This is a genomic window from Streptomyces panaciradicis, from assembly GCF_023516615.1.
GTDB classification, from domain to species: Bacteria; Actinomycetota; Actinomycetes; order Streptomycetales; family Streptomycetaceae; genus Streptomyces; species Streptomyces panaciradicis.
Genome location: NZ_JAMGBF010000017.1, coordinates 118,470 through 143,705, shown reverse-complemented (window position 1 = coordinate 143,705; position 25,236 = coordinate 118,470). Strand labels below are relative to the sequence as shown.

Annotated in this window: 20 protein-coding genes and 2 tRNA genes; 6 read left to right on the top strand and 16 right to left on the bottom strand. The window is 72.8% G+C overall.

The genetic code is table 11. The annotated features are described in order from the left end of the window. The 6 genes from M8J74_RS07660 to M8J74_RS07635 all read right to left on the bottom strand — a co-directional run. The coding region (locus M8J74_RS07660; RefSeq protein ID WP_249835679.1) for a glycosyltransferase family 39 protein at window positions 1-1,796 on the bottom strand (1,796 nt) is incomplete at its 3' end. Continuing rightward, a complete protein-coding gene (locus M8J74_RS07655) occupies window positions 1,793-3,289 on the bottom strand; it encodes a bifunctional glycosyltransferase family 2/GtrA family protein (RefSeq protein WP_249835678.1) in 1,497 nt (498 codons plus the stop codon). The genes M8J74_RS07655 and M8J74_RS07660, both read right to left, overlap by 4 nt. 14 nt (window positions 3,290-3,303) lie before the next feature. Further along, window positions 3,304-4,995: a sensor histidine kinase gene (locus tag M8J74_RS07650; RefSeq protein WP_249835677.1), complete on the bottom strand. Its 1,692-nt coding sequence runs from the start codon at window positions 4,993-4,995 to the stop codon at window positions 3,304-3,306. Continuing rightward, complete coding sequence (locus M8J74_RS07645) at window positions 4,992-5,732, bottom strand: response regulator transcription factor (protein ID WP_249835676.1); 741 nt, start codon at window positions 5,730-5,732, stop codon at window positions 4,992-4,994. The genes M8J74_RS07650 and M8J74_RS07645 overlap by 4 nt, the downstream gene beginning before the upstream one ends. Window positions 5,733-5,937: 205 nt before the next feature. Next, window positions 5,938-6,837: an amidohydrolase family protein gene (locus tag M8J74_RS07640; RefSeq protein WP_249835675.1), complete on the bottom strand. Its 900-nt coding sequence runs from the start codon at window positions 6,835-6,837 to the stop codon at window positions 5,938-5,940. A gap of 142 nt (window positions 6,838-6,979) precedes the next feature. Beyond that, the gene (locus M8J74_RS07635; protein WP_249835674.1) at window positions 6,980-7,855 is read right to left on the bottom strand and encodes a DUF2797 domain-containing protein; all 876 of its coding nucleotides are present in this window, start codon (window positions 7,853-7,855) and stop codon (window positions 6,980-6,982) included. A gap of 306 nt (window positions 7,856-8,161) precedes the next feature. Between M8J74_RS07635 and M8J74_RS07630 the strand changes: the two genes are divergently transcribed. Beyond that, the gene (locus tag M8J74_RS07630) at window positions 8,162-8,368 is read left to right on the top strand and encodes a hypothetical protein (RefSeq protein ID WP_249835673.1); all 207 of its coding nucleotides are present in this window, start codon (window positions 8,162-8,164) and stop codon (window positions 8,366-8,368) included. Between the two features lie 26 nt (window positions 8,369-8,394). On the opposite strand, the gene M8J74_RS07625 is transcribed toward M8J74_RS07630, so the two are convergent. From M8J74_RS07625 to M8J74_RS07615, 3 genes are all read right to left on the bottom strand, one after another. After that, window positions 8,395-9,084, bottom strand: a complete 690-nt coding sequence (locus M8J74_RS07625) for a hypothetical protein (RefSeq protein WP_249835672.1) — start codon at window positions 9,082-9,084, stop codon at window positions 8,395-8,397. Window positions 9,085-9,666: 582 nt separating this feature from the next. Continuing rightward, window positions 9,667-9,739: transfer RNA gene (locus M8J74_RS07620), tRNA-Arg, on the bottom strand. 210 nt (window positions 9,740-9,949) lie between these two features. Beyond that, window positions 9,950-10,040: transfer RNA gene (locus M8J74_RS07615), tRNA-Ser, on the bottom strand. A 182-nt stretch (window positions 10,041-10,222) separates the two neighbouring features. On the opposite strand from M8J74_RS07615, the gene M8J74_RS07610 reads away from it, so the two are divergent. Next, window positions 10,223-10,699, top strand: coding sequence for an SSI family serine proteinase inhibitor (locus M8J74_RS07610; RefSeq protein WP_249835671.1), 477 nt, complete (start codon window positions 10,223-10,225; stop codon window positions 10,697-10,699). A 332-nt stretch (window positions 10,700-11,031) separates the two neighbouring features. Beyond that, window positions 11,032-15,786, top strand: coding sequence for a response regulator (locus M8J74_RS07605; RefSeq protein WP_249835670.1), 4,755 nt, complete (start codon window positions 11,032-11,034; stop codon window positions 15,784-15,786). 37 nt (window positions 15,787-15,823) lie between these two features. On the opposite strand, the gene M8J74_RS07600 is transcribed toward M8J74_RS07605, so the two are convergent. Then, complete coding sequence (locus tag M8J74_RS07600) at window positions 15,824-16,408, bottom strand: TetR/AcrR family transcriptional regulator (RefSeq protein ID WP_249835669.1); 585 nt, start codon at window positions 16,406-16,408, stop codon at window positions 15,824-15,826. A 126-nt stretch (window positions 16,409-16,534) separates the two neighbouring features. Here M8J74_RS07600 and M8J74_RS07595 point away from each other — a divergent pair, with 126 nt between their 5' ends. After that, window positions 16,535-17,740 (top strand): MFS transporter, encoded by a 1,206-nt coding sequence (locus tag M8J74_RS07595; RefSeq protein WP_249835668.1) that lies wholly within the window; start codon window positions 16,535-16,537, stop codon window positions 17,738-17,740. A 122-nt stretch (window positions 17,741-17,862) separates the two neighbouring features. Here M8J74_RS07595 and M8J74_RS07590 read toward each other — a convergent pair whose 3' ends face one another. The 6 genes from M8J74_RS07590 to M8J74_RS07565 all read right to left on the bottom strand — a co-directional run bounded on the left by M8J74_RS07590 (window position 17,863) and on the right by M8J74_RS07565 (window position 23,413). After that, complete coding sequence (locus M8J74_RS07590; RefSeq protein WP_249835667.1) at window positions 17,863-19,542, bottom strand: long-chain fatty acid--CoA ligase; 1,680 nt, start codon at window positions 19,540-19,542, stop codon at window positions 17,863-17,865. Between the two features lie 121 nt (window positions 19,543-19,663). Next, the gene (locus M8J74_RS07585; RefSeq protein ID WP_249835666.1) at window positions 19,664-20,221 is read right to left on the bottom strand and encodes a SigE family RNA polymerase sigma factor; all 558 of its coding nucleotides are present in this window, start codon (window positions 20,219-20,221) and stop codon (window positions 19,664-19,666) included. A gap of 170 nt (window positions 20,222-20,391) precedes the next feature. Next, window positions 20,392-21,558 (bottom strand): lipid-transfer protein, encoded by a 1,167-nt coding sequence (locus tag M8J74_RS07580; RefSeq protein WP_249835665.1) that lies wholly within the window; start codon window positions 21,556-21,558, stop codon window positions 20,392-20,394. Beyond that, window positions 21,555-21,962 carry a MaoC/PaaZ C-terminal domain-containing protein gene (locus M8J74_RS07575; RefSeq protein WP_249835683.1) on the bottom strand — a complete coding sequence of 136 codons (408 nt, stop codon included), beginning with the start codon at window positions 21,960-21,962 and terminating at the stop codon, window positions 21,555-21,557. Before M8J74_RS07575 ends, M8J74_RS07580 begins: the two co-directional genes overlap by 4 nt. A gap of 14 nt (window positions 21,963-21,976) precedes the next feature. Then, on the bottom strand, window positions 21,977-22,879 hold the full coding sequence (locus M8J74_RS07570; RefSeq protein ID WP_249835664.1) for a bifunctional MaoC family dehydratase N-terminal/OB-fold nucleic acid binding domain-containing protein: 903 nt from the start codon (window positions 22,877-22,879) through the stop codon (window positions 21,977-21,979). 222 nt (window positions 22,880-23,101) lie between these two features. Beyond that, window positions 23,102-23,413: a hypothetical protein gene (locus tag M8J74_RS07565; protein WP_249835663.1), complete on the bottom strand. Its 312-nt coding sequence runs from the start codon at window positions 23,411-23,413 to the stop codon at window positions 23,102-23,104. Between the two features lie 359 nt (window positions 23,414-23,772). On the opposite strand from M8J74_RS07565, the gene M8J74_RS07560 reads away from it, so the two are divergent. Together M8J74_RS07560 and M8J74_RS07555 are read left to right on the top strand one after the other, a co-directional pair. Continuing rightward, complete coding sequence (locus M8J74_RS07560) at window positions 23,773-24,642, top strand: bifunctional DNA primase/polymerase (protein WP_058924381.1); 870 nt, start codon at window positions 23,773-23,775, stop codon at window positions 24,640-24,642. 156 nt (window positions 24,643-24,798) lie between these two features. Further along, the gene (locus tag M8J74_RS07555; RefSeq protein WP_249835662.1) at window positions 24,799-25,230 is read left to right on the top strand and encodes a hypothetical protein; all 432 of its coding nucleotides are present in this window, start codon (window positions 24,799-24,801) and stop codon (window positions 25,228-25,230) included. Window positions 25,231-25,236: the final 6 nt, after the last annotated feature.

Sequence of the window (25,236 nt, the reverse complement as noted above, 5' to 3'; positions counted from 1 at the left end):
CCGTTGCCGTTCTGCTGGTTCTGGGTGCCGCCGTTGCCGTTCTGCTGGTTCTGGCCCGGCATCCCGCCACCGGGGAAGCCGTTCCCGTTCTGCTGCCCTTGCCGGCCTTGTTGGCTCTGCTGGCCCGGCATGCCGCCGCCCCCGAAACCGCCGCGCATGCCGCCACCGCCGCCGCCCATCATGCTCGCGCCGGCCGGGCCGGCCGTCACGATGGAACCGGTGTGGCCGCTCTGCACGGTGCTGAGGGTGTACGCCGTCGGGCCGGCCAGCGAGGCCACCAGGCCCACCGCCGCAGCCCCGAGGGCGAGTCGGCGGCTGACACGGCCCGCGAAGATCAGGCCGAGCGCGGCGGTCAGACCGCCGACGAGGATCAGGTACTTCAGCCAGGGGAGGTAGGTGGAGGTGCGGTCGAGCAGGACGTAGGACCAGACCGCGCTCGCCACGACCGCGCCGGCGAGGGTGAGCGAGGCCCACATCTCGGTCCGCTTCTCCCACAGGAGCCCGGCGCCCATACCGATCACGACAGCCATGTAGGGGGCGAGGGCCACGGTGTAGTACTGGTGGAAGATGCCCGCCATGTAGCTGAAGACGATCGCGGTCATCAGCAGCGAACCGCCCCAGACCAGGAACGAGGCGCGGGTCACCGACGTCCGGCTCAGCCTCCGGGTCGCCACCAGACCGCCGGCCAGCAGGATCAGAGCGGCCGGGAGCAGCCAGGAGATCTGGCCGCCGACCTCGGAGTTGAACATGCGGTTCCAGCCGGTGGCGCCCCACATGCCCGTGCCGCCGCCTCCGCCACCGCCGCCGACGCTGCCGGTCTCGTCGCCGCTGAGGCGGCCGAGGCCGTTGTAGCCGAAGGTCAGCTCCAGGAAGCTGTTGTTCTGCGAGCCACCGATGTACGGGCGGGAGGACGCCGGCCACAGCTCGACGATCGCCACCCACCAGCCGCCGGAGACCACCAGCGCGGCCGTGGCGGCGGCCAGTTGACCGAACCGCTTCTTCAGCGACACCGGCGCGCAGACCGCGTACACGATCGCCAGTGGCGGCAGGATCAGGAAGGCCTGCAGGGTCTTGGCGAGGAACGCGAAGCCGATCGCCACACCGGCCCACAGCAGCCACTTGGTCCGGCCGTCCTCGACACCGCGGACCACGAAGTAGCAGGCGAGCGCCATCAGCAGCGCCAGCATGGCGTCCGGGTTGTTGAACCGGAACATCAGCGCCGCGACGGGAGTGAGCGCGAGCACCGCGCCCGCGACCAGACCGGCCCCGGGGCTGAACCGGCGGCGTACCGCCGCGTACACGACGGCGACCGCGCCGACGCCCATCAGGACCTCGGGGACGAGGATCGCCCAGGAGTTCAGCCCGAAGATCCGCACCGACAGCTCCATCGGCCACAGGGAGGCCGGGGGCTTGTCGACGGTGATGGCATTGCTCGCGTCCAGCGACCCGAAGAAGAAGGCCTTCCAGGACCTGCTGCCGGCCTGGACGGCCGCCGAGTAGAAGGAGTTGGCCCAGCCGGAGGCGCTGAGGTTGTAGAGGTAGAGCAGGCCGGTGGCGAGGAGGAGGCCCCAGAGGGCCGGGCGGGCCCAGCGGGGGTCCTCGGGGCGGCCCCGCCACAGCCGGCGGACGAAGGGCTGCTTCGGCTCACCGGCCCCGGGGGCCGGGACGGCCGGCGGAGCAAGGGGTTCGGGCGCGGCCGGCGGTGTCTCCCGTACGGCCGTCGTCGGTTCCGGCCCCCAGGAGGAGGGACCGGGGTCGCCCTCCCGGTGGGTCGGCCGGTGGTCGTGGATCGTCATCGTGAGTCCCTCGGATCGGTGTCGGTCGGACGCACCGGCTGCAGATGCAGGGTGGCGTCCTCCCAGCTGCGGTCCGCGACGTCACCGGCGCGGAAACGGGTGGTCCGGTACGGGTCCGGCGGCGCCACCGGACGCTGCGGCAGCGGCTGGTACGGCTGCTGCCGGTACTGCGGGTTCGGGGCCGTCACGTACGTCGGCGAGGACGGGCCCTGCTCCGGGCTGTGCGAGGCCACCACGGTGGACGCCCGGTCGTCGCGCCGGTCGGAGAACACCCAGGCGCGGAAGAGCAGGAAGCGCAGCACGGTCGCGGCGAGGTTCGCGGCGATCAGCACCGCCAGCTCGGTGGAGTGCGCCGGGTCGCTGCTCGCCGCGTTCAGGGCGGCGAGCGAACCGCTGGTCAGCGCCAGGCCGATGCCGAAGACGACGAGGCCCTGCGCCTGGTGGCGGACGGCGCCGCCCCGGCCGCGCACGCCGAAGGTCAGGCGCCGGTTGGCCGCCGTGTTGGCGACCGCGGAGACCAGCAGCGCGAGCGCGTTGGCGACCTGCGCGCCGCAGAAGGTCCGGAAGCCGCTGTAGAGGAGCAGGTAGAAGAGGGTCGACAGGCCGCCGATGACGCAGAATCCGACGAGCTGGCGGGCCAGCCCCTTCGGCACGTCCTGGACGTCACGGTCGCGCGGGTCGTCCCCGAAGGGCCGGGCGAGCCGGTCCAGCGGCAGGGCGCCCGTGGCCAGGGCCTTGCCCACCCGCCAGACGCCCTTGAGGTCGTCGGTCGCCGTCTTGACTATGTGCACGGTGGAGTCGGGGTCGTCGACCCAGTCGACGGGTACCTCGTGGATGCGCAGACCCGCGCGCTCGGCGAGCACCAGCATCTCGGTGTCGAAGAACCAGCCGGTGTCCTCCACCAGCGGCAGCAGCGCCTGGGCGACATCACGCCGGATCGCCTTGAACCCGCACTGCGCGTCCGAGAAACGGGCCTGCAGCGAGCCGCGCAGGATGAGGTTGTACGTGCGGCTGATGAACTCCCGCTTGGGGCCGCGCACCACCCGGGAGGAGCGGGCGAGCCGCGATCCGATCGCCAGGTCGGAGTGGCCCGAGATCAGCGGGGCCACCAGCGGCAGCAGGGCGTTGAGGTCGGTGGACAGGTCCACGTCCATGTAGGCGAGGATCGGCGAGTCGGAGGCGGACCACACGGTCCGCAGGGCCCGGCCCCGTCCCTTCTGCTCCAGGCGGAAGGTGAGGACCTCGGGGATCTCCGCCTCCAGCCGCGCCGCCACCAGCGGGGTGGTGTCCGTGGACGCGTTGTCCGCGATCGTGATGCGGAAGGCGTACGGGAACGTGCGCTTGAGGTGCTCGTGCAGTCTGAGCACACACGGCTGGAGGTCCTTCTCCTCGTTGTAGACGGGGATCACTACGTCCAGGACAGGCGTACCGGCGTCGCCGGCCGGGAGGTGCTCCCGCGCCGGCAGGGTGCCGGGAGAAGAGTCGCTTCGCATGGAAACGACTGTGGTCAAGTGCCCTGTTGCACCCATGTGTTGGCACTGTGCTGTGCCTGTGAGTGCGATTGCCAGTTCGTTTCGGGGGCCGGGTGGGGGGCCGCCGGGGCAAGCGCCGGCAGATGCACGGTGAACACCGTCCGCCCGGGGACGCTGTCCACGGTCACGGCACCGCCGTGCGCGGTCGCGACGGCCTGGACGATGGCGAGCCCGAGCCCGGTGGAGCCCGTGGCGCGGGAGCGCGCCGAGTCGCCTCGCGCGAACCTCTCGAAGACGTGCGGCAGCAACTCGGGGGAGATTCCCTGCCCGTTGTCCTCGACGTCCACGCACATCCACGGCCCGCGCCGCTGCACGCGCGCGGTGATGGTCGTCCCCGCGGGAGTGTGTTTGCGGGCGTTGCCGAGGAGGTTGACCAGCACCTGCTGGATGCGGGCGGCGTCCGCCGACACCAGGGCCGGCTCGTCGGGCAGGTCGAGGCGCCAGTTGTGGTCCATGCCGGCCGCGCGGGAGTCGCTGACGGTGTCGACGACGAGGGGGATGAGGTCGGTGTGCTCGAACTGGAGTGGCCGTCCGGCATCCAGCCGGGCGAGCAGCAGCAGGTCCTCGACGAGCAGCGTCATCCGGCCCGCCTCGGACTCGATACGGCCGAGGGCGTGCCGGGTGTCGGGCCCGATCTGCTCCCTGCCGCGCCGGGTCAGCTCCGCGTATCCGCGGATGGAGGCGAGGGGGGTCCTGAGCTCGTGGCTGGCGTCGGCGACGAACTGCCGTACCCGCATCTCGCTCTGCTGGCGTGCGTGCAGGGCGCCGTGGACGTGGTCCAGCATCCGGTTGAGCGCCGCGCCCACCTGGCCGACCTCGGTGTGCGGATCGGTCTCCGACTCCGGCACCCGCTCGCTGAGGTTCACCTCGCCGGTGTGCAGGGGCAGTTCGGACACCCGGGTCGCGGTCACGGCGACCCGGCGCAGGGGCCGGGTGGCGACACCGACAAGAACGTATCCGGCGATGACGGCGGCCCCGAGCCCGGCGACGGTGACGCTGACTTCCACGAGGATGAGGGTGTTGATGGTGCTGTCGACGTCCTTGGTCGGCAGAGCCACGTAGTACGCGTCACTGCTGTTGTCGGTCGGGACGTACTGCGCGAGATAGTCCCCGAGCCCCGGCAGGGAGACGGTGTGCTTCTTGCCGTCCTTCGGCACGGACGCCAGGGCCTGCTTCTGGGCAGAGGTCAGACTGACCGCGTTCATCTGCTTGAACGTGCCGTTGCTGTACTTCTGCTGCTGGCTGTAGCCGGCTTGGGCGATCTTGCCCTTCTTCACGTAGGCGGCAACGGTCTTCTCCGCTGTCGGTCCGTTGCGGAGGAACCTGCTGACCCTGGCGGACGGCGTGTCCGTGTCCTGGTTGGGGGAGGGCTGCGTCGAGGAAGAGGGGGCTGACTCCGAGGGCACGTTGTTCGGCTTGCCGGGAAGACCGCCCGGGGCTCCGGCGCCGCCGCCCGGAATGTGGCCCGCGACACGGCCGACGGACTCCTTCACCTTGTCACCGAGCTGGTCGTACAGATGGGACCGCAGCGCGACCGTCGTCACCGTGCCGATCACCGCGCACACCACCGCGATCAGCACCACGGACGCGACGACGAGCCGCGCCCGCAGGGTGCGCGGCTTGCCGGCACGTCGCTTCTGCGCTCGCGGTCGTCGTCGCCCGCTCATGACGCGGCGGGCTTGATCAGGTAACCGGCACCGCGCCGGGTGTGGATCATCGGTTCCCGCCCCGCGTCGATCTTCCGCCGCAGATACGAGATGTACAGCTCGACCACGTTGGCCTGTCCGCCGAAGTCGTACGACCAGACCCGGTCGAGGATCTGCGCCTTGCTGAGCACCCGCCGGGGGTTGCGCATCAGGAACCGCAGCAGCTCGAACTCGGTGGCGGTGAGGTGGATGGAGTCCCCGGCCCGCGACACCTCGTGGCTGTCCTCGTCCAGCGTCAGGTCACCGACGACCAGCACGGAGTCCGAGCGGCGGTCGGCGGCGCCCGAGCGGCGGATGAGGCCCCGCAGCCGGGCCACGACCTCCTCCAGGCTGAACGGCTTGGTGACGTAGTCGTCGCCCCCGGCGGTGAGCCCGGCGATCCGGTCCTCGACGGCGTCCTTCGCCGTCAGGAACAGCACCGGCACGTCGGGCAGCTCGCGGCGCAGCCGGCCGAGGACGGTCAGCCCGTCCATGTCCGGAAGCATCATGTCGAGAACGACGGCGTCGGGCCGGAACTCCCGCGCGGTCTGAATGGCACCCGTGCCATCCCCCGCACTCCGGATCTGCCATCCCTCGTAGCGAAGGGCCATGGACAGCAGCTCGGTGATCGACATCTCGTCGTCCACCACAAGCACTCGGACGGGGCTCCCGTCCGGCCTCAGCAGTTCGGTGCGCCCCTGGGGCGAGGTCGTGGTCATGGTGGACACACTGTCGGGACCCTCTGAGAGAGCCCTTTCGACAACCTGTGATTTCCCTAAGAAACGCACAGGCACCTCTCAGGGAACCCCTGGGAAGCTCTTTCCCTACGGCGCCACGGGCAGCGGCCCCATCATCGGCCAGACCGGGGTCATCAGCGCGTAAAAGCTTGCTGTGCACGGCCTGAGGCGCGGGTCGGCGGCGCGGTCACAGCCCGAACAGCCGCGCCCCGTTGTCATGGCACACGGCTCTCAGCCACTCCTCGCCGAGCCCCAGCCGCTCCAGGGCCTGCAGCTGCTCGACGTACGGATAGGGGATGTTCGGGAAGTCGGTGCCGAGCAGGATGCGGTCGCCGAGGTCCGCCAGCCGGGGCAACGCCCGCCGCGGGAAGGGCGCCAGCTGCTCGGCGAAGTCCGTGAACGCCATCGTCGTGTCCAGCCGCACCTCCCCGTACCGCTCGGCCAGGGCCAGGAAGTCCTCGTACTCGGGCATGCCCATGTGCGCGATCACCAGCCGCAGTCGGGGGTGTCTGGCCAGCACGCGCGCGATCGGCTCGGGCCCGGTGTGCTTGCCCGGTGCCGGACCGGACCCGCAGTGGATCACCACCGGCGTCCCCGCCTCCGCGAGCAACCCCCAGGCGCCGTCGAGGAGTTCGCTCGCCGGGTCGTACGCCCCCACCTGCACGTGCGCCTTGAACACCCGCGCTCCCGCGTCGAGGGCCTCCCGGACGTAGTCCTCGACGCCCGCCTCCGGAAAGAGAGTCGAGGTGTGCAGACAGTCCGGCGTGCGCCGGGCGAAGTCGACGGCCCAGCCGTTGAGCCATCGCGCCATGCCCGGCTTGTGCGGGTAGAGCATGGCCGTGAAGGCGCGCACCCCGAACTCCCTGATGAGCGCGACCCGTTCCTCTTCCTCCTTCCGGTACGTGATCGGCCATTCCAGCCCGCCGGTCAACGGCCCGAGCGAGTCGAAGTAGCCCCAGACCTTCCGCAGCACCTGCTCCGGCATGAAGTGCGTGTGGACGTCGACGATCCCCGGCAGCCCGAGCCGCCGCCAGAACCGCCGGACCTGCTCGGGCTCCGCTTCCGTCTGCGTCGGTGTCCCAGTCATGTGCCCTCTCGAAACCGTGCCCGCGCCCGCCGCCGGCACCGCCCGGCGAGCCCCCCAACGATCACCCTCGCACCACGGCCGCGTCCACCTCCCTGCGGAAGGACGGAAGGGACATAAAGGATAGAAAGGGCTGCTGTCCCTCTCAGAACAGCCCGTCCTGAACCCCTGCGGCCTCCTTGAACTCCCTCACCGGAACGGTCAGCCCGTGCTCCTCCCCGGTCGGCACGATCTCCCACCCCGTCATCAGCCGGGTGTCCAGCACCACCACGCCCCGCGCGGTGCCGAGGTGCAGATCCGGCCCCGCGGCAGCGATCAGCTCCCCGCTCACCCACCCGCCGCCGGCCAGCTCGGCGACCTCCGCGACGGCACCCGGCACCCCCTCCAGCCCGAACACCCCGACATGGTCGACGACCCGGCACGGCTGCCGTTCCAGCGACTCGGGCCAGCCGCCCAGCGCCACGGCCCGCCCGTGCAGCGCCTCCACCTCGGCCGCCCGCTCGACCGCCGACGCCGGCAGCCGGGACCGCACGGCACGCTTCTCGGCGTACGGAATCCGGTCCGGCACCCGCAGGGCGGCCCGCAGCAGCTCCTCAGTGCGCCGCGCCGCCATCAGCGGACCGAGCCCCAGCCAGCTGAAGCAGACCGCCCCCTGCTCCAGCAGCCGCGCGCTGCCCCGTTCCTCGGCGGTGATCCCGACCTTGACCAGGCCGGGACCGAACCAGGCCAGATATACGCGGTACGGGCGCGGGTCGTCCGCGATCGTGTCGGCGGCCACGGAGTGCGCCCGGTCCAGCCGCGCGCACTCCTCGCACCGCGCCCCCGTACTCCGCGCCGGCACGGCCGCCCGCACCGGACACGCGTTCCCCCGCGCTCCCCCACACGTCCGCACACCCCCGTCCGCGACGCCGAAGGCCACCCGTTTCCCCCGGGTCAGCACGCTGCGCCGCCCGCCGTCCCACACCAGCACGGGACCGTCCGCCGACCACCGCAGCCCCGTGCACTTCCACGCCTGTGCCATCGCTCACGAGAGTAGAAGACCCCACTGACAACGCGGTCCGAGCACGACGAGGACCGCCGCGCTCACCGCTTCAGGGCCCGGTACCGCTTCAGCAGTGAACCGGCAGCCACCGGGTACCCCTCTGGCGACGTAACGCCTCCGCCTCACCGGCTTCCTCCTTCTTGTCCTGAGGCACCATGGTGGGGGCGGCCCTCGCGGGGGTACGGCCACCCGCACCCTCGGTGCGGTGGCGCACCTCATAGTGAGGACCGGCAGTGGGCGGCATCGTAGGACGAGGACGGAAACCTTCGAGGACGGAGACCTTTCATGCAGCCGCAGCAGCACGGCGAATCGATTCCTCACGAGGTCCGGGCGGCCCAGGAGGTCCCCGAGAGCGAGCTCGCCCCCCTTCTCCTCGCCTGGGACCAGGCCCACCCGGACACCTCGGACCCGGAGTGGCGCCACGTTCTCGACGAACTCGCCCACCCGCGCACCACACGTGCCTTCCACCGCCTGGCGGACACGTCGGCCTGAGCGGCTCCGCCCGCCCCTCATGGGCGTCAGTCCTCTTCCGGCGCTCCCGCTTCACACAACTGCTCCCCGATCTCGTCGGCCCACCGCTGGGCCCATCGGCGCAGCTCGTCGATCGCGGCCGGGTCGAGGCCGTGGACGGCGAAGTCGGTGTCGTCGATCCAGTCCGTGCCGGTGAGGCGCATACGGAGGTCGCCGAGGTCGAAGGCGTCGGGGGCGTGACGGCGGCCGAGCTCCTCCAGTTCGGGAAGGCTCCATCGGTCCGCCGCGGCCCGGACGCCGATCAGATCCCCGACCAGGCCCCGCCCCGCCAGCGCCCGGACCTTGATGCCGACGGCGTCCTCCAGGGACAGGGCGAGTCCGTGCCCGGTCGGCACCGGCGGGCGCCACAGGACCTCCTTCGCCACCCCCACCTCGTACTCCTCGCCGCCGTCCGGTTCGGTGACGATCAGCAGCGCGGACAGGGCGCCCGTCTCCCCCACCCCCGCCTGCCGGCCCCGGCCCCACAGCCCGGCCCGCAGCACGGCCACGATCCGCCCCATGTCGTCGGCATGCTCCGTGGCGAACTCCAGGTCCCGGTCCCGGCCGGGACGGCCGGTCAGTCCGTGCGCGTGGAGGGCGTGATCGCCCGCGAGCGCGAGACCGTACGGAGCGCCTGCGGCGAGTACGTCGGCGAGCAGCCGGCGGCACGGCTCGGAGACGGGGGACACGGCTGCCATCCCCCGAGTATCACCGTCCGGATCGGTGCCGACCGCGCACCCGGGATGACCGCGGCCCTCGCCAGGATCTTCTCGTCGAGGGCGCGCACGAGCGAGCGCAGCTCACGCGCGCTCTTCCTGGGCAGCGCGTGCAGCACGGTTTCGAGGTGCCCGCGAAAGCCGGTGCCGTGGCACCCGCACTCGGGGAGGCCGCAGTCAGGACCGGCGAGGGGGTCCACGAGGTGCCTCAGCGGGCCGTGGGCGAGAGCACGCCAGTGCCAGAAGGCCTCTTCCGTGGCCTCGGGCCAGAAGCGGGCCCGCTCCAGCCGGCGCAGAGCGGCGGTGCAGGACCCGGAAAGACGGTCGATCGGCGGATACCGGCGCCGCCGCCCGCCACGGACGGGCAGCTCACCCCGCAGAACTGACGGGCGCCTACGCGGCATCGCCCCTTCGGTTGTCGCTCATGGCGGCAAGCTACAGAACCCACCGGCCGACCGGCCAACGGTTAACCGGCCCCACCCCGCGCCCCCGACCGGGGCCTGACCTTCACCACGGCACGACAAAGCCCCCTCCGGGATGATCCCGAGGGGGCTTCGACCTGTGTGCACTCGGCAGGATTCGAACCTGCAACCTTCTGATCCGTAGTCAGATGCTCTATCCGTTAAGCTACGAGTGCTTGTTTTGTTTTTCCGCCGCTCCCGGTCCTTTCGGCCCGCTCGCGGCGACAGGAAGAACATTACATGACTGCCGCCGCCATGTGAAATCCGTTTGGTCTACCCCTTGTGAGCTGCGAAAACGTGCTCGAGTGGGGGTATGGGACGAGGTGGGGAACGACGAAGCCCCGGTCCGTGGGACCGGGGCTTCGGTGATCACTGGTGATCAGGGGCGGAGGCGGAGGGATTTGAACCCTCGATGGGCTTTAAGGCCCAAACCGCATTAGCAGTGCGGCGCCATAGACCGGACTAGGCGACGCCTCCAGCACAGCCGCTCGCGCGAGCGCGAGTGGTGCGTGCAGATGATGACACAGTCGAGCGTGCTGTCACCAATCGGCCTCCACGGTACTAGGCACTCGGGCCACAGAGCAAAGGGGTTGCCCCGCGCGCGGCGGCGCGTGCGACGGGGTGCGCAACGTCGTACCGCGCCCCGCGTTAGTCAGGTCATGTCCCAGGTCATCGTCCGTACCCGCCGCCGGCCCCTCGCCCGGCTCCTGCTCACCCTCGGCGCACTCGGCGCCGTCTCCCCCCTCACCCCCGCCGCCGCCCTCGCTCCCCCTCCCGCCCGCGACGGGGACCTCCCCGCCGACCACCTCACCGTCACCGTGCGGCACGCGGGCGACGGCAGGGACGGGACCTTCCGGCTGTACTGCCATCCCGGCGCCGGGGACCACCCGGACGTGGCCGGCGCCTGCACGGCCCTCGATCGGGGCAGCCGCTGGGGAAGGGAGACCTTCGCCCCGGTGCCCGAGGGCAGCATCTGCACCATGCAGTACGGCGGCCCCGCGACCGCGCACGTCACCGGCGTCTGGGCGGGCCGCCCCGTGGACGCGACGTACAGCCGCGACAACGGGTGCGAGATCGCCCGCTGGGACCGGATGGTGCCGGTGCTGCCGGATCTGCGCCCGCAGGGCCGGCTGTAGCGGCCTGGCGTGGGGCGTTCGTAGCGGCCTGGCGTGGGGCGTCCCTGGCGGACGCCTCGTAAGGCGTCCGTTGCCGGGCGTTCGCCCCGAATCCCCGATGTCCGTGGGCTTCACCTGGCGGAAACCACGGCTTCGTAAAGTCGCCCAGGCCAGGCCGGGGGCCCGGGAGATACGGTCACACGTTCTACTTCACTTCCTCGTGCGACCTCCCTCTCATCCGGGGCCGCCGGCGCAACCGGTGCCCGTAGACTCCCCCGCGTGACACGCCGCGGGCCGGTTGGCAAGATGGCCCGAGCGGTCGGCAAGGTGCGGTAACAGGGAGGAAGCGTCTCGTGAGCAGCAGGCCATCCCGAGGCGCTGCTCGCCTCGCAGCCATACTCGACGCGCTTCCCGACGCGTTGGTGCTGGTCAACGCCAACGGGACCGTCGTCAACGCCAACACCATCGCCCTGGAGGCCTTCGAGGCGCCGGGGACCGCTCTGGTGGGCCGGGGACTGCTGGACCTGCTGCCGCAGTTCGACTCCAAGCTGATCCCCGGGTCCATGCGGCGTCCCGACCACATGGACCCGCGCGGGCGCACCAAGCCGACCCGGATGATCGCCCGGCGGACCGACGGCAGCGAGTTCCCCGTCGAGGTGACCAGCGCCAACCTGGAGAACGGGCAGCAGGCGTACGACGGTTACGGCTACAGCGGCGACGAGCTGCTGATGCTCGTCGTGCGCGACCTGACCGGCACCGTGGACACCGAGGCCGAGCTGGCCCGGTCGCAGCGGCAGACCGAGATGATCCTGCGCGCCGCGGCCGAGGGCGTCGTGGGGACGGACACCGACGGGCGGATCGTGCTCGTCAACCCGGCCGCCGCCCAGATACTCGGCTACCGGGCCAGCGACCTCGGCGGCAAGGAGCTGCACACCCTCGTCCTGCACTCGCGGGCCGACGGCTCCCCCTTCCCGTACGACGAGTCCCCCCTCGCCGACACCCTGCGCTCCGGGCGCAAGCACCGGGTGCGCGGGCAGGTGCTCTACGCCAAGAACGGGGACCCCGTCTCCGTCGACCTCACCACCGCGCCCGTGCGCGACGGCGACCAGCTCGTCGGCGCCGTGATGACCTTCACCGACCGGCGGCCCTACGACGCCCTCGCCGAGGAGAAGGCCGCGGAGGAGAAGCGGCACGCCGAGGAACTGGAGCGGATCGACGAGGAGCACGCCTCGGAGCTGACCGCCCTGCGGCAGAAGCACCTCAACGAACTCGAGGACCTCCAGGCGCAGCACGAGGAGGAGCTCGCCGCCGGCGAGGAGCGGTACGCCGCGCTCGGCGAGCGGGAGAAGGACCGGTACGAGGCTCTCGCCGGACGCCACGAGCAGCTGCTGACCCTGCTGGGGCGCTCGCTGCGGGGGCCGCTGGACGAGCTGCGGCGCGAACTGGCCGCGCTCGCCGCCGACGACGCCGGGCAGCTGTGGCCCGAGGCCAACCAGGTCCTGCACCACCTGTCCGCCGGCTACTCCCGGATCACGACGCTCATCGACAGCGTCCTCGGATACCAGCGCCTCGACGCCGGCAGCGAGCAGATCACCCGTACGAAGGTCATGCTGGACGCCGTCGTCGCGGCCGGTGTCGACGGCGCCGTCGAGCTGATCGGGCCCGGGCGCGTGCAGTTCGCCGTCCACGCACCGCCGATCGAGGCCGAGGTCGACCCGCAGCGGCTCGCGGGCGCGCTCGCGCACCTCATCGCCGACGTCGCCGGAGTGGACGCCACCGGCAACGCGCCCGTCTCCGCGGGCGGTTACATGGACAACACCGTGGTCGTCGCCGCCGCTCAGCGCGGCGAGGTGGTACGGATCGAGGTGCGCGGGCCGTACGCCGGGGGAGACCCGGTGCACGAGCCCATCGTCCGCGGGGTCGTGCGCGCCCACGGCGGTGTGCTGCAGACCCACGAAGTACCCGGCATGAGCGGCAGCGCCTTCGTGCTGGAGGTGCCGATCGGGGGCGGGGCCGGGGCCGTCGCGGCCGAGGCCCCCGTCGAGACGCCGACAGAGGAGGACACCTCCGGCGGGGGGCGGCGGCGGGCCCGGCGGTCCTCCGTCGACGCCTTCCTGGACAGTGAGGTCGCGGGGGAGAGCGGGGAGCCGGCCGCCGCCGACGCGGAGGCCGGTGTGCCCACCGGGCGGCGCAGGCGGCGGGCCGTCGAGGAGTCGGCCGCCGCCGCGGCCTCGGCCGCCCTGGAGGTGTCCGGTGGCACCGGGCGGCGCCGCGGACGGCCTGCGGAGAGCGCCGGTGACGGGGTCAGCGAGGGTGCCGTCGTCATGGCCGCCGAGCATGCCGCGGGAACGGCCGCCGTGGGTACGGGACTGGGCGGCACCGTTCCGCCGCAGGGCGTGCCCGCGTCCGGCGGGCGCCGTGCCCGGCACGGCGGCGGGGCCCAGCAGGCGTTGCCGGCGGCACTGCCCGCGGCGCCCGCGCCGACCGGGGAACCGGCTCCGGGTGACCAGTCCGCAGGGTCCGTTCCCGCCGAGGACGGCCAGCCGACCGGGCGCCGTCGGCGTGCCCTGGCCGCCGCGAACGAGCGGGCCGCCGCACAGGAGGCCGGCCCTCGCGCGGTGTTCGCACTGCCCCCGGCCGAGGCGGACCGGACGCCCGACAGCGCGGTGGCTCCCCCGCCGGCCCCGGCGCAGCCCCAGATTCCCGGGCAGGTCCAGGCCCAGGGCCAGGCCCAGGTTCCCGGTCCGCAGACGCAGCTTCCCGGTCAGAGCGGTCAGGACGCGGCCGGTGACGCCCTGGTCGACGACGGCCGGCACGACGCCGTGCCCCACGACCAGTCCGGCGACCACACCCCGCCGCAGCCTCATCCCACGAGCGCTCCGACGGGCCGCCGTCGCCGTGCCGTGGCACAGCCGGCGCCCGCGCAGGGCGAAGGCGTACCGGTACCGGCACAGGAGGCCGTCGCCGAGCAGAGCGGCATGGCGCCCGCCGGGCAGCCCACCCCGGGGCAGCCGATCGCCGGGCAGCCGGTGGGCGGCATGGTCCCCGCCGGGCAGCCTGTGCCGGGGCAGCCGATCGCCGGGCAGCCGGTGGGCGGCATGGTCCCCGCCGGGCAGCCTGTGCCGGGGCAGCCGATCGCCGGGCAGCCGGTGGGCGGCATGGTCCCCGCCGGGCAGCCTGTGCCGGGGCAGCCGATCGCCGGGCAGCCGGTCCCCGGTCAGCCTGTTCAACCGGGCCAGCCGGTGCCGCCCGTGCAGCAGCCGCAGGTCCAGCAGGCCGTGGCCCAGCAGCCGGTGGCCGTTCCCGCGCAGGGCGCGCTGCCGGGGGGCGTGCAGATGGCGCCGGGGCAGCAGATCCCGGTCCAGGGCGGCCCCGGGCAGCCCGTCGGAGTCCCGAGTGCCCCCGGCCAGCCCGTCGGGATCCCGGGCGCCCCCGGCCAGCCGGTCCCGGCACAGGGAGTACCGGCGGCTCCCGTACCGCCGGGGCCCGCCCAGGCACTTCCCGGCCAGCCCGCCCAGGTACTGCCGGGCCAGCCGGCCCCCGTCCCACCGGCGCCCGCCGCTCAGATGCCGGGCGCTCCAGCCCAGGACGCGGCGAACGCAGCCGCCCCGCTCGCCCCCGGCCAGCCCCTGCCCGCCCAAGCCACCCCGGCGCCGGGCACACAGACCACGCCGGTGCCTCCGGGCACCCCCGTGCCCGCCCAGCCCCTGCCGGCCCAGGCGGCGGTGCCCGGTGTCGGCGCACCCGTCCCCGCCGACGGCGCCGCCACCCCCGTACCGCCACAGCAGCCGCAGCCGCTGCAGCCCGCGCAGTCCTCCCAGCCCGCGCCCCCTCCGCACCCCGGTGTCCAGCCGCCCAGCGAAGCGACGGCCGCCACGGCCGGCGTGGGGCGGGTGGCTCCGGACGCACGGGCCGTCGCCCAGCCGCTTCCCGCCGACGCGGCCGCTCCCGTCGACCCCAACTCGACGCAGGGGCGGGCGATCAGCGTGCGGACGCTGGGGCAGGGGGTGCCGTTCACCCGGCAGGCGGCGCAGGTCCAGCAGCCGACGGCGACGCCCGCGCCGCACAACCCCGGCGGGTCCGGCCGGCGCCGCAAGCTGGGGACGCGGCCCGATCCCGCTGCGGCGGGCGCGCCGGAGCAGGCGGCCCGCCCGCACCCGACGGCCGACCAGACTCCCGCACAGCAACAGCAACAGCAACAGCCGCAGCCGCAGCCCTCCCTGGCCGGTCAGGCCCGGCTCGCGCAGGCGACCGAGGGCACGGGACGGTCGTACGCCATAGGGGCGCCGGACGAGAACGCCGCCGAGGGGCCCGAGCCGCTGGACGGGCCGGGCGGGGCCGTCGAGGTCGCCGACCCGCCGCGGCCGCAGCCGCTGGACGACGAGCTGCCGCCGGAGCCGCTGGACAACCCGCGCCGGCTGCTGGTGTGGCCCGCGCCGGACGTGACGACGCAGCAGGCGCTCAGCGACCGCGGGTACCGGCCGGTGATCGTGCACTCGCGCGAGGAGGTCGACGCGCAGATCGCCGCCTTCCCGGCCGCGCTGTTCGTGGACCCGCTGACCGGCCCGATCACGCGGACCGCGCTGCAGTCGCTGCGGCAGGCGGCCGTCGCCGCCGAGGTGCCGGTGATGGTGACCGCGGGGCTCGGGCAGGCGACGCGCGAGGCGGCCTACGGCGCCGATCCGGCCGTACTGCTGAAGGCGCTCGCGCCCCGGGACAGCGAGCAGCATCCGCCGCGGGTGCTGCTCATCGAGGAGCACGCCGAGATCGCGCTCGCCCTGACCGCGACGCTGGAGCGGCGGGGGATGCAGGTGGCGCGGGCCGCGAGCGACGCGGACGCCGTGACGCTGGCGGGGCAGCTCAGGCCCAATCTCGTCGTGATGGACCTGATGCAGGTGCATCGCCGGCAGGCCGGGATCATCGACTGGCTGCGTGCGAACGGCCAGCTCAACCGCACTCCGCTCGTCGTCTACACCGCCGCCGTCGACCAGGCCGACCTGCCCAGGCTGGCGTCGGGGGAGACCGTCCTCTTCCTCGCGGAGCGGTCGACCAGTGACGAGGTGCAGGCCCGGATCGTGGATCTGCTGGCCCGGATCGGCACCAACTAGCGCCTGACGGTCGGCACCAACCAGCGCCTGACGACGGTCACTTCGCCACCAGCCGCCGCGCCGCCTCTTTCACCGAGGCGCGCAGGCGGTCGCGGTCGGTCGCCTCGGCGCCGACCAGGATGCGCCGCATCTGCGGGACGACGGCGGCCCAGTTGGCCACGGCGATCAGCAGGAACAGCAGGTCGCGGGGCGGGATGGCGTCGGTGACGACACCGCGCGCCTGGCCGTCCTCCAGGGCGGCGACCTTGCGGCGGTAGTGCTCCTGGCGTTCGGCCTCGTCGGGGAGTTCGGCGGTGGCGCCGTACTCCAGGCCCTCCCAGAAGAGCAGGCGCAGCACCTCGGGGTGCTGCTCGTGGTAGTCCATGAGGCGGTCGATCCAGCCCTCGATGTCGTCCGGGTCGACGGGGACGGCGACGGCCAGGTCGAGCATGACCTTTCCCAGGACCTGGGTGAACAGCTCGGCCTTGTTGCCGAAGTAGGCGTAGATCAACTGCTTGTTGGCCTTGGCCTCGGCCGCGATGCGGTCGATGCGGGCGCCCGCGATGCCGTGCCGGGCGAACTCGGCGACCGCCGCCTCGAAGATCCGGGCCCTGGTGGCCTCGGGGTCCCTCACTGCTGCCATGAGGACAGGGTAGCGGGACAAGTAACCAACCGTTTGGTTGACAGGGAATCGAACGGCGACCCAGACTGTTCACCATTCCAACCAACCAGTTAGTTGCTAGAGCTGGCTCGAAGGAGCACGCCCGCCATGTCGCCCACCACCACCGTCACCCGAGCCCGCACCACCGCCCCCCGGCGCCCCGCCGATGGCCTGGCCGGTCGCCTGCTGCTTCCCCTCATCGCCCTGTGCACCGCCGTCACGGCCGCCAACATCTACCTCGCGGCCCCCCTGCTCCCCCTCATCGCCCGCGACTTCGGCTCCACCCCGTCGGCGGTGGCCTGGATCGCCTCGGTCGCCCAGTTCGGCTACGCGGCCGGCCTGCTCTTCTTCGCCCCGCTCGGCGACAGCGTCAGCCGGCGCCGCCTGGTGGCCGTCCTGTCGGTGGTCACCACGGCGGCCCTGATCGCCGGCGCCACCGCCGCCGGGACCACCGCGCTCGCCGCGGCCGTCCTGATCGCCTCCGCGGCCACGGTGGTCCCGCAGCTCCTGGTCCCGCTGGTCGCCCAGCGCGCTCCCGCCGACCGGCGCGCCCGCCATGTCGCGGCCGTCATCGCGGGCCTGTTCACCGGCATCGTCGCGGCCCGCGTGCTCGGCGGGCTGGTCGGGCAGACCTTCGGCTGGCGAACGGTGTTCGTCGGCGCCGCGGTGCTGACGGCCGTGCTCGGCCTGGCCACCGCCGCCGTCCTGCCCACGGAGACCCGCAACCGCCAGGGGTCGCTGTTCGCCGGGCTGCTCGCCATGCCCTCGGTGGTCCGCCGCTCGCCCGACCTGTGGCGCGCGTGCGTCCGGCAGGCGGGGATGTACGGCGCCTGGAGCGCCCTGTGGACCTCGCTCGCCCTGCTGCTGACGGGCGGTTCCTACGGCTACTCCACCGCCACCGCCGGACTCTTCGGCCTCTTCGGGCTCGCGGCCAGCGTGGTGGCGCCCCTGGCGGGCGGGCTGGTGGACCGCTTCGGCGCCGCCAGGGTCGTACGGTCCGCCTATCTCCTCGCGGCCGTCTCCGTGCCCCTGTTCTGGCTGGGCGGGCACGTGCTCGTGGCCCTGTTCGCGGCGGCCGTCGCCATCCACGCGGCCCTGGTCGCCTCCCACGTCGCCAACCAGACCCTGGCCCTGACGACGACCTCCACCCCGGCCACCGCCAACAGCGCCTACGTGGTCGCGGGCTTCGCGGGCGGCGCCACCGCCTCGGCCCTCGCGGGCCTCGCCTTCAGCCACTGGGGCTGGGGCGGGGTGTGCGCGGTGGCGGGCGTGTGGCTCCTGCTGGGCTGGACCACGACGGCCGTACGTCGATGAGCGCCACAGCTGCGCGGCGATGACCGCCACGGCCGTACGACGGTGACCGCCGCGGTTTCCGCAGCCGCACGGATGCGCGCCGGGCGGGGCTCCTCGGGAGTCCCGCCCGGCGCGTCGTCGCGTCAGAGCCGGGTGACGTCCAGGTCTCCCTCGGCGTACCGCCTGCGCAGCACCTTCTTGTCGAACTTGCCCACGCTCGTCTTCGGCACCGCCTCGACGATCGACCAGCGCTCCGGCAGCTGCCACTTGGCGATCTTGCAGGCGTCGGAGGCGAGGAAGGCGCGCAGCGTCTCGAAGTCGGCGGTGGAGCCCTCCTTCAGCACGACCGTGGCGAGCGGGCGTTCGCCCCACTTCTCGTCCGGTACGGCGACCACGGCGGCCTCGGCGACCTCCGGGTGGGACATCAGCGCGTTCTCCAGCTCGACCGAGGAGATCCACTCGCCGCCGGACTTGATGACGTCCTTGGCGCGGTCGGTGAGGGTGAGGAAGCCGTCGGCGGAGATGGTGCCGACGTCGCCGGTCTTCAGCCAGCCGTCCTCGCTGAACTTGTCGGCGGGGCGCAGGGGTTCGGCGTCGGGGCCGTTGTAGTAGGCGCCGGCGATCCACGGGCCGCGGACCTCCAGCTCGCCGGCCGAGTCGCCGTCCCAGGGGAGGCGCTCGCCGCCGGGGCCGGTGAGGCGGGCCTCGACGGAGGCGGGGAAGCGGCCCTGGGTGAGGCGGTAGGCGAACTCCTCGTCGGTGCCGACCGCGTGGGCCGGTGGGCGGGCGACCGTGCCCAGCGGGGAGGTCTCGGTCATGCCCCAGGCGTGGCAGACCCGCATGCCCAGTTCGTCGAAGGCCTTCATGAGGGAGGGCGGGCAGGCCGAGCCGCCGATGGTGACCTGGACGAGGGAGGAGACGTCCCGGGGCTTGGCGGTCAGCTCGGCGAGCAGCCCCTGCCAGATGGTGGGGACGGCGGCCGCGTGGGTCGGCTTCTCGCTCTCGATCATCTCGGCGAGCGGCGCGGGCTGCAGGAAGCGGTCCGGCATCAGCAGGTTGACGCCGGTCATGAAGGTCGCGTGCGGCAGGCCCCAGGCGTTGACGTGGAACTGCGGGACCACGACCAGGGAGGTGTCCTGGTCGGTCAGCCCCATCGACTGGGTCATGTTGACCTGCATCGAGTGCAGGTAGATGGAGCGGTGGCTGTAGACCACGCCCTTGGGGTCGCCCGTGGTGCCGGAGGTGTAGCACATGGAGGCGGCCGTGCGTTCGTCCAGCTCCGGCCAGTCGAAGGCACGCGGCCGGTCGGCGATCAGCTCCTCGTACTCGTGCACCCGGGCGTGGGCGCCCGCGAGCACGGACCGGTCACCGGGTCCGGAGACCACGATGTGCTCGAGCGTCGGCAGCTTGTCCAGCAGCGGCGCGAGCAGCGGCAGCAGGGAGCCGTTGACGATCACGACCTTGTCGGCCGCGTGGTTGACGATCCAGACCAGCTGCTCGGGGGGCAGGCGCAGGTTCAGGGTGTGCAGGACCGCGCCCATGGAGGGGATCGCGAAGTACGCCTCGACGTGCTCGGCGTTGTTCCACATGAGGGTCGCCACACGGTCGTCGTCCGCCACCCCGAGCTCGTCGCGCAGGGCGTGCGCCAGCTGCGCCGCGCGCTCGCCGATCTCGGCGAAGGAGCGGCGGTGCGGGTCGCCCTCCCCGGTCCACGTGGTCACCTGTGAGGTGCCGTGGACCCGTGACCCGTGGGTCAGGATCCTCGAGATCAGCAGCGGTACGTCCTGCATGGTGCTCAGCACGGCGTCCTCCCGGGGCGACATTGCCAACGCGGTAGTAGGGGGCTCGCGCTGATTCTGCGCACATACCGAGCGGTATGTCACTAGCTGCCGGTGATCGATCAGGTCACGGTGGCGAAAACCGACCGGACAGTGGGTGTCCGCCCTAGCGGACCAGGCCCAGCTCAGGGTCCTCGCGGAGCTTGCCGAGCGCACGGGAGACCGCCGACTTCACCGTGCCCACGGACACGCCGAGCACCTCGGCCGTCTGGACCTCGCTCAGATCCTCGTAGTACCTGAGGACGACCATGGCCCGCTGCCGGTCGGGGAGCTTCATGATCGCCCGCCACATCGCGTCGTGCAGCGCCTGCTGCTCGGCCGGGTCGCCCCCGGCGGGCACCGGCTCCGGCTCGGGCAGCTCCTCGCACACGAACTCGTCGACCTTGCGCTTGCGCCACTGCGAGGTGCGCGTGTTCACCAGGGCCCGGCGCACATAGCCGTCCAGCGCCCGGTGGTCCTCGATCCGCTCCCAGGCGACGTACGTCTTGGTGAGCGCGGTCTGCAGCAGGTCCTCCGCGTCGCTCGGGTTCGCGGTGAGCGACCGGGCGGTGCGCAGCAGCACCGGCTGCCGGGCCCTGACGTACGACGAGAACGACGGGTACGGCAGAGTCTGCGTCGCCGGGGTGGCGGCGGTCGAGGCGCTGGTGCAGACGGGTGTGGTCATGGCTCCACGCTATGAGCGGGTGCACCTCCCGCTCATCGGCCGCAGGTCCCGAAGCCGGGTCCGCCTCAGGTTGTAGGGGTGGGGCCGGCTCCACCTCCTGAAGGTGGACGAGCGGGTGGGGACTACTGCGGGAAGACCCCTGCGGGTCGGCCCCGCGGACGGCGTCGAACTCAGCCGTCCGCGGTCAGGACCAGGCCCGACGTCGGAACGCCCGTACCCGCGGTGACCAGGACCCTTTCCGCGCCCGGCACCCGGTTCACGGCCGTCCCGCGCAGCTGCCGTACGCCCTCCGCCATCCCGTTCATCCCGTGGAGGTACGCCTCCCCGAGCTGTCCTCCGTGGGTGTTGATCGGCAGCACCTCCCGGGCGACGAAATCGGCCGCCTCACCCCTCCCGCAGAACCCGAACTCCTCCAGCTGCATCAGGACGAACGGCGTGAAGTGGTCGTACAGGATCGCCACGTCCACGTCGGCCGGCGTCAGCCCGGAGGTGCGCCACAGCTGCCGGGCCACCACGCCCATCTCCGGCAGGCCGGTCAGGTCGTCGCGGTAGAAGCTCGTCATCTGCTCCTGGCCGCGCCCCGCGCCCTGGGCGGCCGCCGCGATCACCGCGGGCCGGTTCGGCAGATCGCGGGCGCGCTCCACGGACGTGACGACGACCGCCTGGCCGCCGTCGGTCTCCTGACAGCAGTCCAGCAGCCGGAGCGGCTCGACGATCCAGCGCGAGGCGGCGTGGTCGGCGAGGGTGATCGGGCGGCCGTGGAAGTAGGCCGCCGGATTCGTCGCCGCGTACTTGCGGTCGACGACCGCCACCTGCCCGAACGACTCCGGCGTCAGCCCGTGCACGTGCAGATAGCGCTGGGCCGCCATCGCCACCCAGGACGCCGGGGTCAGCAGCCCGAACGGCAGCGCCCAGCCGAGCGCCGCACCCTCCGCCGACGGTTCGCGGTGCTGGACCCCGGAGCCGAACCTGCGGCCCGAGCGCTCGTTGAAGGCCCGGTAGCAGACGACCACCTCGGCCACGCCCGCGGCGACGGCGAGCGCCGCCTGCTGGACCGTCGCGCAGGCCGCCCCGCCGCCGTAGTGGACGCGGGAGAAGAAGGACAGCTCCCCGATCCCGGCCGCCTGCGCGACGGTGATCTCCGGATTGGTGTCCATCGTGAAGGTGACCATGCCGTCCACATCGGCAGGGCTCAGCCCGGCGTCGTCCAGCGCGGCCCGTACCGCCTCCACGGCCAGCCGCAGCTCACTGCGGCCCGAGTCCTTGGAGAACTCCGTCGCCCCGATTCCGACGATCGCCGCGCGACCGCCGAGGGTGTCGCGGTTGCGCACGCTCATCCGGCACCCCCCGACGGCGCCGCGGGCGGCACGGTCACCGTCACCGTGCCGGTGACGTGGTGGCCGAGGGCGTTCGACCCGGCCACCCGGACCGTCGCCGTGTCGCCGTCGACCTGTTCGACCGTTCCCGTCAGCACCATGGTGTCGCCGGGGTGGTTGGGTGCGCCGAGCCGGATGGCGACCCGGCGGAGCACGGCCGTCGGGCCGAAGTGGTCGGTGACGTAGCGGCCGACCAGGCCGTTGGTGGTCAGGATGTTCATGAAGATGTCCGGGGAGCCCTTCTGGCGTGCCAGTTCGGGATCGTGGTGCACGTCCTGGTAGTCGCGGGAGGCCAGGGCGCCGGCGACGATCAGGGTGCGGGTCACGGGGATCTCCAGCGGCGGGAGCTCCTCACCGGCCCGCAAGGGGGCCTCCTGCCTCATACGGCCTCCTCCAGGGCGCGGAAGACGGGCAGTGTCAGCTCGTCGTCGTAGGAGCGGAACTCCAGCCGGACCGGCAGGCCCGTGCGCACCTTGTCGCAGGGCAGTCCGACGACGTTGCTGATCATGCGGACGCCTTCGGTGAGTTCGACGAGGGCGACGGCGTACGGGGGATCGAAGGCGGGGAAGGGCGGGTGGTGCATGACGACGTAGGAGAAGACCGTCCCCTCGCCGCTCGCCTCGACCGTGTCCCAGTCCGGGCAGCCGCAGTGGTTGCAGCCGGGCAGCCAGGGGAAGCGGAGCGTGCCGCAGCCGGTGCAGCGCTGGATGAGCAGCCGGTGTTCGGCGACGCCCGCCCAGAAGCCGGCGTTGTCGCGGTTGACGACCGGGCGGGGACGGGGAGGCGGCTTGCGGGGGCGCGGCGCGGGCGCGTACTTGAGGACGCGGAAGCGGTGGGTGCCGACGAGGTCGGGACCCACGCGGACGTTCGTGCGCGTCGTGACGAAGTACCCCGTGCCGAGCTTGGTCGTCTTCCGGTCCGACACCGACTCGATCACCGAGTCGAAGGTGATCTCGTCGCCGGGGCGCAGCGGCCGGAGATACTCCTGCTCGCAGTCGGTGGCGACGATCGAGGTGCAGCCGGCCTCGTCGAGCAGGGCGCTGAGCTCGTCGTACGCCTGGGAGTGGCCGCCGTGGCCGGAGAGGCCGCCCATGATCCAGGCCTGGAGCATGGTGGGCGGCGCCACCGCGTCCGGGCCCGTGTACGCGGGGTTCGTGTCGCCCATCGCCTCGCACCAGTGCCGGATCATGGGCAGGTTGACGGGGTCCTTGCCCACGCCCGCGACGGTGGCGGCCCGTCCCTCGTAGGCCTTCAGCCGTGCGCCCAGCTCGTCCTCGCCCACCGTCGCCCCCTCGCCGCTTGAGAGGTTTCTGACTGTCCGTCAGATCTGATGCTGTGTCAAGGTTGCTCTCCCGCACGCGGACACGCCTGCGCGGCGGCACCGAAGCACCGCCGCGCGGACGTGTCACGACCCCTTGGAGCACACCCCCGGAACCCCCCCCGGAACCCCCCTGAGCCTCCCCGGACCCTCCCCCGAACCCCCCTCCGGGTCAGGGCCGGTGGCTCACCACAGATGGCCGAAGTGGATGGCGACGTTCTCGTTCCCCTGCTGGACGGCCGTGAACGCCGAGCCGTTGACCTGCGCGGTGTTGCTCTGGTTCGAGGCGCCCGAGCCCACCGCGTTCTGCTGCGTGGTGGACGAGTTGCCGTTGTTGTCGTGGCCGACGCCGCTGCCGACGACACTCGCCACGCCCGCGTTCGATCCGTCGCCCGCGATGGCGCCGTTGTCCGCCGCCGCGACTCCCGCGAACAGCGCGGCCGCCAGCGGAAGGGCGGAGACGGCGGCGATGACGCGGGCGGTACGGATGCTTGCCATGTTCTTCCTCCAGAACCCGGCTTCCTAGCCGGAAGTACGTCAGGTACGTCAAGTACGGCTGCTGCCAAGGGAGTTGGCCGACCACCCCGGCGGTTGTGCACGACGTCGCGAGACCAGAGTTGCCCACCGAATCCCCGGCGAACCACCCCGGAAGCCCCGATTCCCACTCAAGTGCTACGACAAGTCGATAAACCCCTTTCGCCACTTCCCGCACCGGGCCGGGGCAAGGCAGGGCGACCATGACCGATGGCACACAAGGGGCGAACCGTTCCGGCAGATTTCCGGCCAACCTCCCCGCCCTCGGCGCGTCGAGGCCGACTCCCCTTCCTTTTTTCGAACGTACGTACGAACATAGAGGTATGGCCACCACCGACCGGCAGGCCACGACGCTGGCCCTCGCACACGCCCTGTCAGCCGCCGAACGCGGACTGGCCGTCATCCCCCTGTCCCGCACGAAGCTCCCGGCCCTGCGTTCCCCCCACCGCGACGACCCCGACCCCAGGCCCTGCCACGGCGAGTGCGGCCGCCTCGGCCACGGGGTGTACGACGCCTCGGCCGACCCCGCGCGCATCCGCGAACTGTTCGCCGCGGCCCCCTGGGCGACGGGCTACGGCATCGCCTGCGGCCTGCCGCCCCACCACCTGATCGGCATCGACCTCGACACCAAGTCCGGCACCGACTCCTCGGCGGCCCTGCGCGAACTGGCCCTGCGCCACCTCTTCACGATCCCCGACACCGTCGTCGTGCTCACCCCCAGCGGCGGCCGCCACCTCTGGCTGACCGGACCGCCCGGCACCGCCGTCCCCAACTCCGCCGGCCGCCTGGCCCCCGGCATCGACATCCGCGGCGCCGGCGGCTACCTCGTCGGGCCCGGCTCCCGCACCGACCACGGCGTCTACACGGCCGCTCCCGGCACCGCCCACCTCGCCCCCGCCGCCTGCCCGCCCGCGCTGCTGCGGCTGCTCCTGCCGCCGCCGCGCCCCACCCATCCCTCGACCCACCCCTCGGCCGGCGACCACGGGCAGGGCCTGGTCCAGTTCGTCCTCGCCGCGCACGAGGGCCAGCGCAACACCCGCCTGTTCTGGGCCGCCTGCCGCGCCTACGAGAACGGCATCGGCCCCGCCCTCGTCGCCCCCCTGGTCGACGCGGCGCTCGACACCGGCCTGTCCGAACGCGAGGCCCGCGCGACGATCGCGTCGGCCGCCCGGATGACGGGACACCGGGCCTGAGCCGGAGAGGACGGCCCGTCCGCACCTCCGGACGGCACGGCAGGGAAGCACCTCGTCCGGGACCCCTGGACGGCACGGAAGCACCTCGTCCGGACCCCTGGACGGCACGGAAAAACCACAAGGAACTGGATGCACCACCGCCCTAGAGTGCGGATCATGTCGCTGACCCGCGTGATCCTCGCTTCCGGCCGCTCCGTCGACCTCACCGAGGTACGGCTGTCGTCGACGTACGGCGGCATGCTCGAGGGCTACCCCTGCAAGCTGGTCAACGACATGCGCATCAAAGGCCTGCTGCGCGCCGCCGAACTGGCCTTCCCCAGCGGCCCGATCCACTTCGTCGCGCCTCCGCGCGAGTACCCGGACCAGTACGCGGGGGCCTTCGGCCCGGTGGAGATCCTGCCCCCGGTGGCCTGCATCGGCTCCTTCCGCTCCGGCCCCCTCGACCCCGCGCACGACCCGGTCCTCTACCGCTCGGGCCTCACGGTCGTCTGGTTCCAGCCGACGACCCAGGTCCCGGACGAGTGCGAGGCGGAAGCGGACCTCCGGGAGCTGGACTGGGCGGAACTGGCCCGGGACTACGAACTCTGACGGACC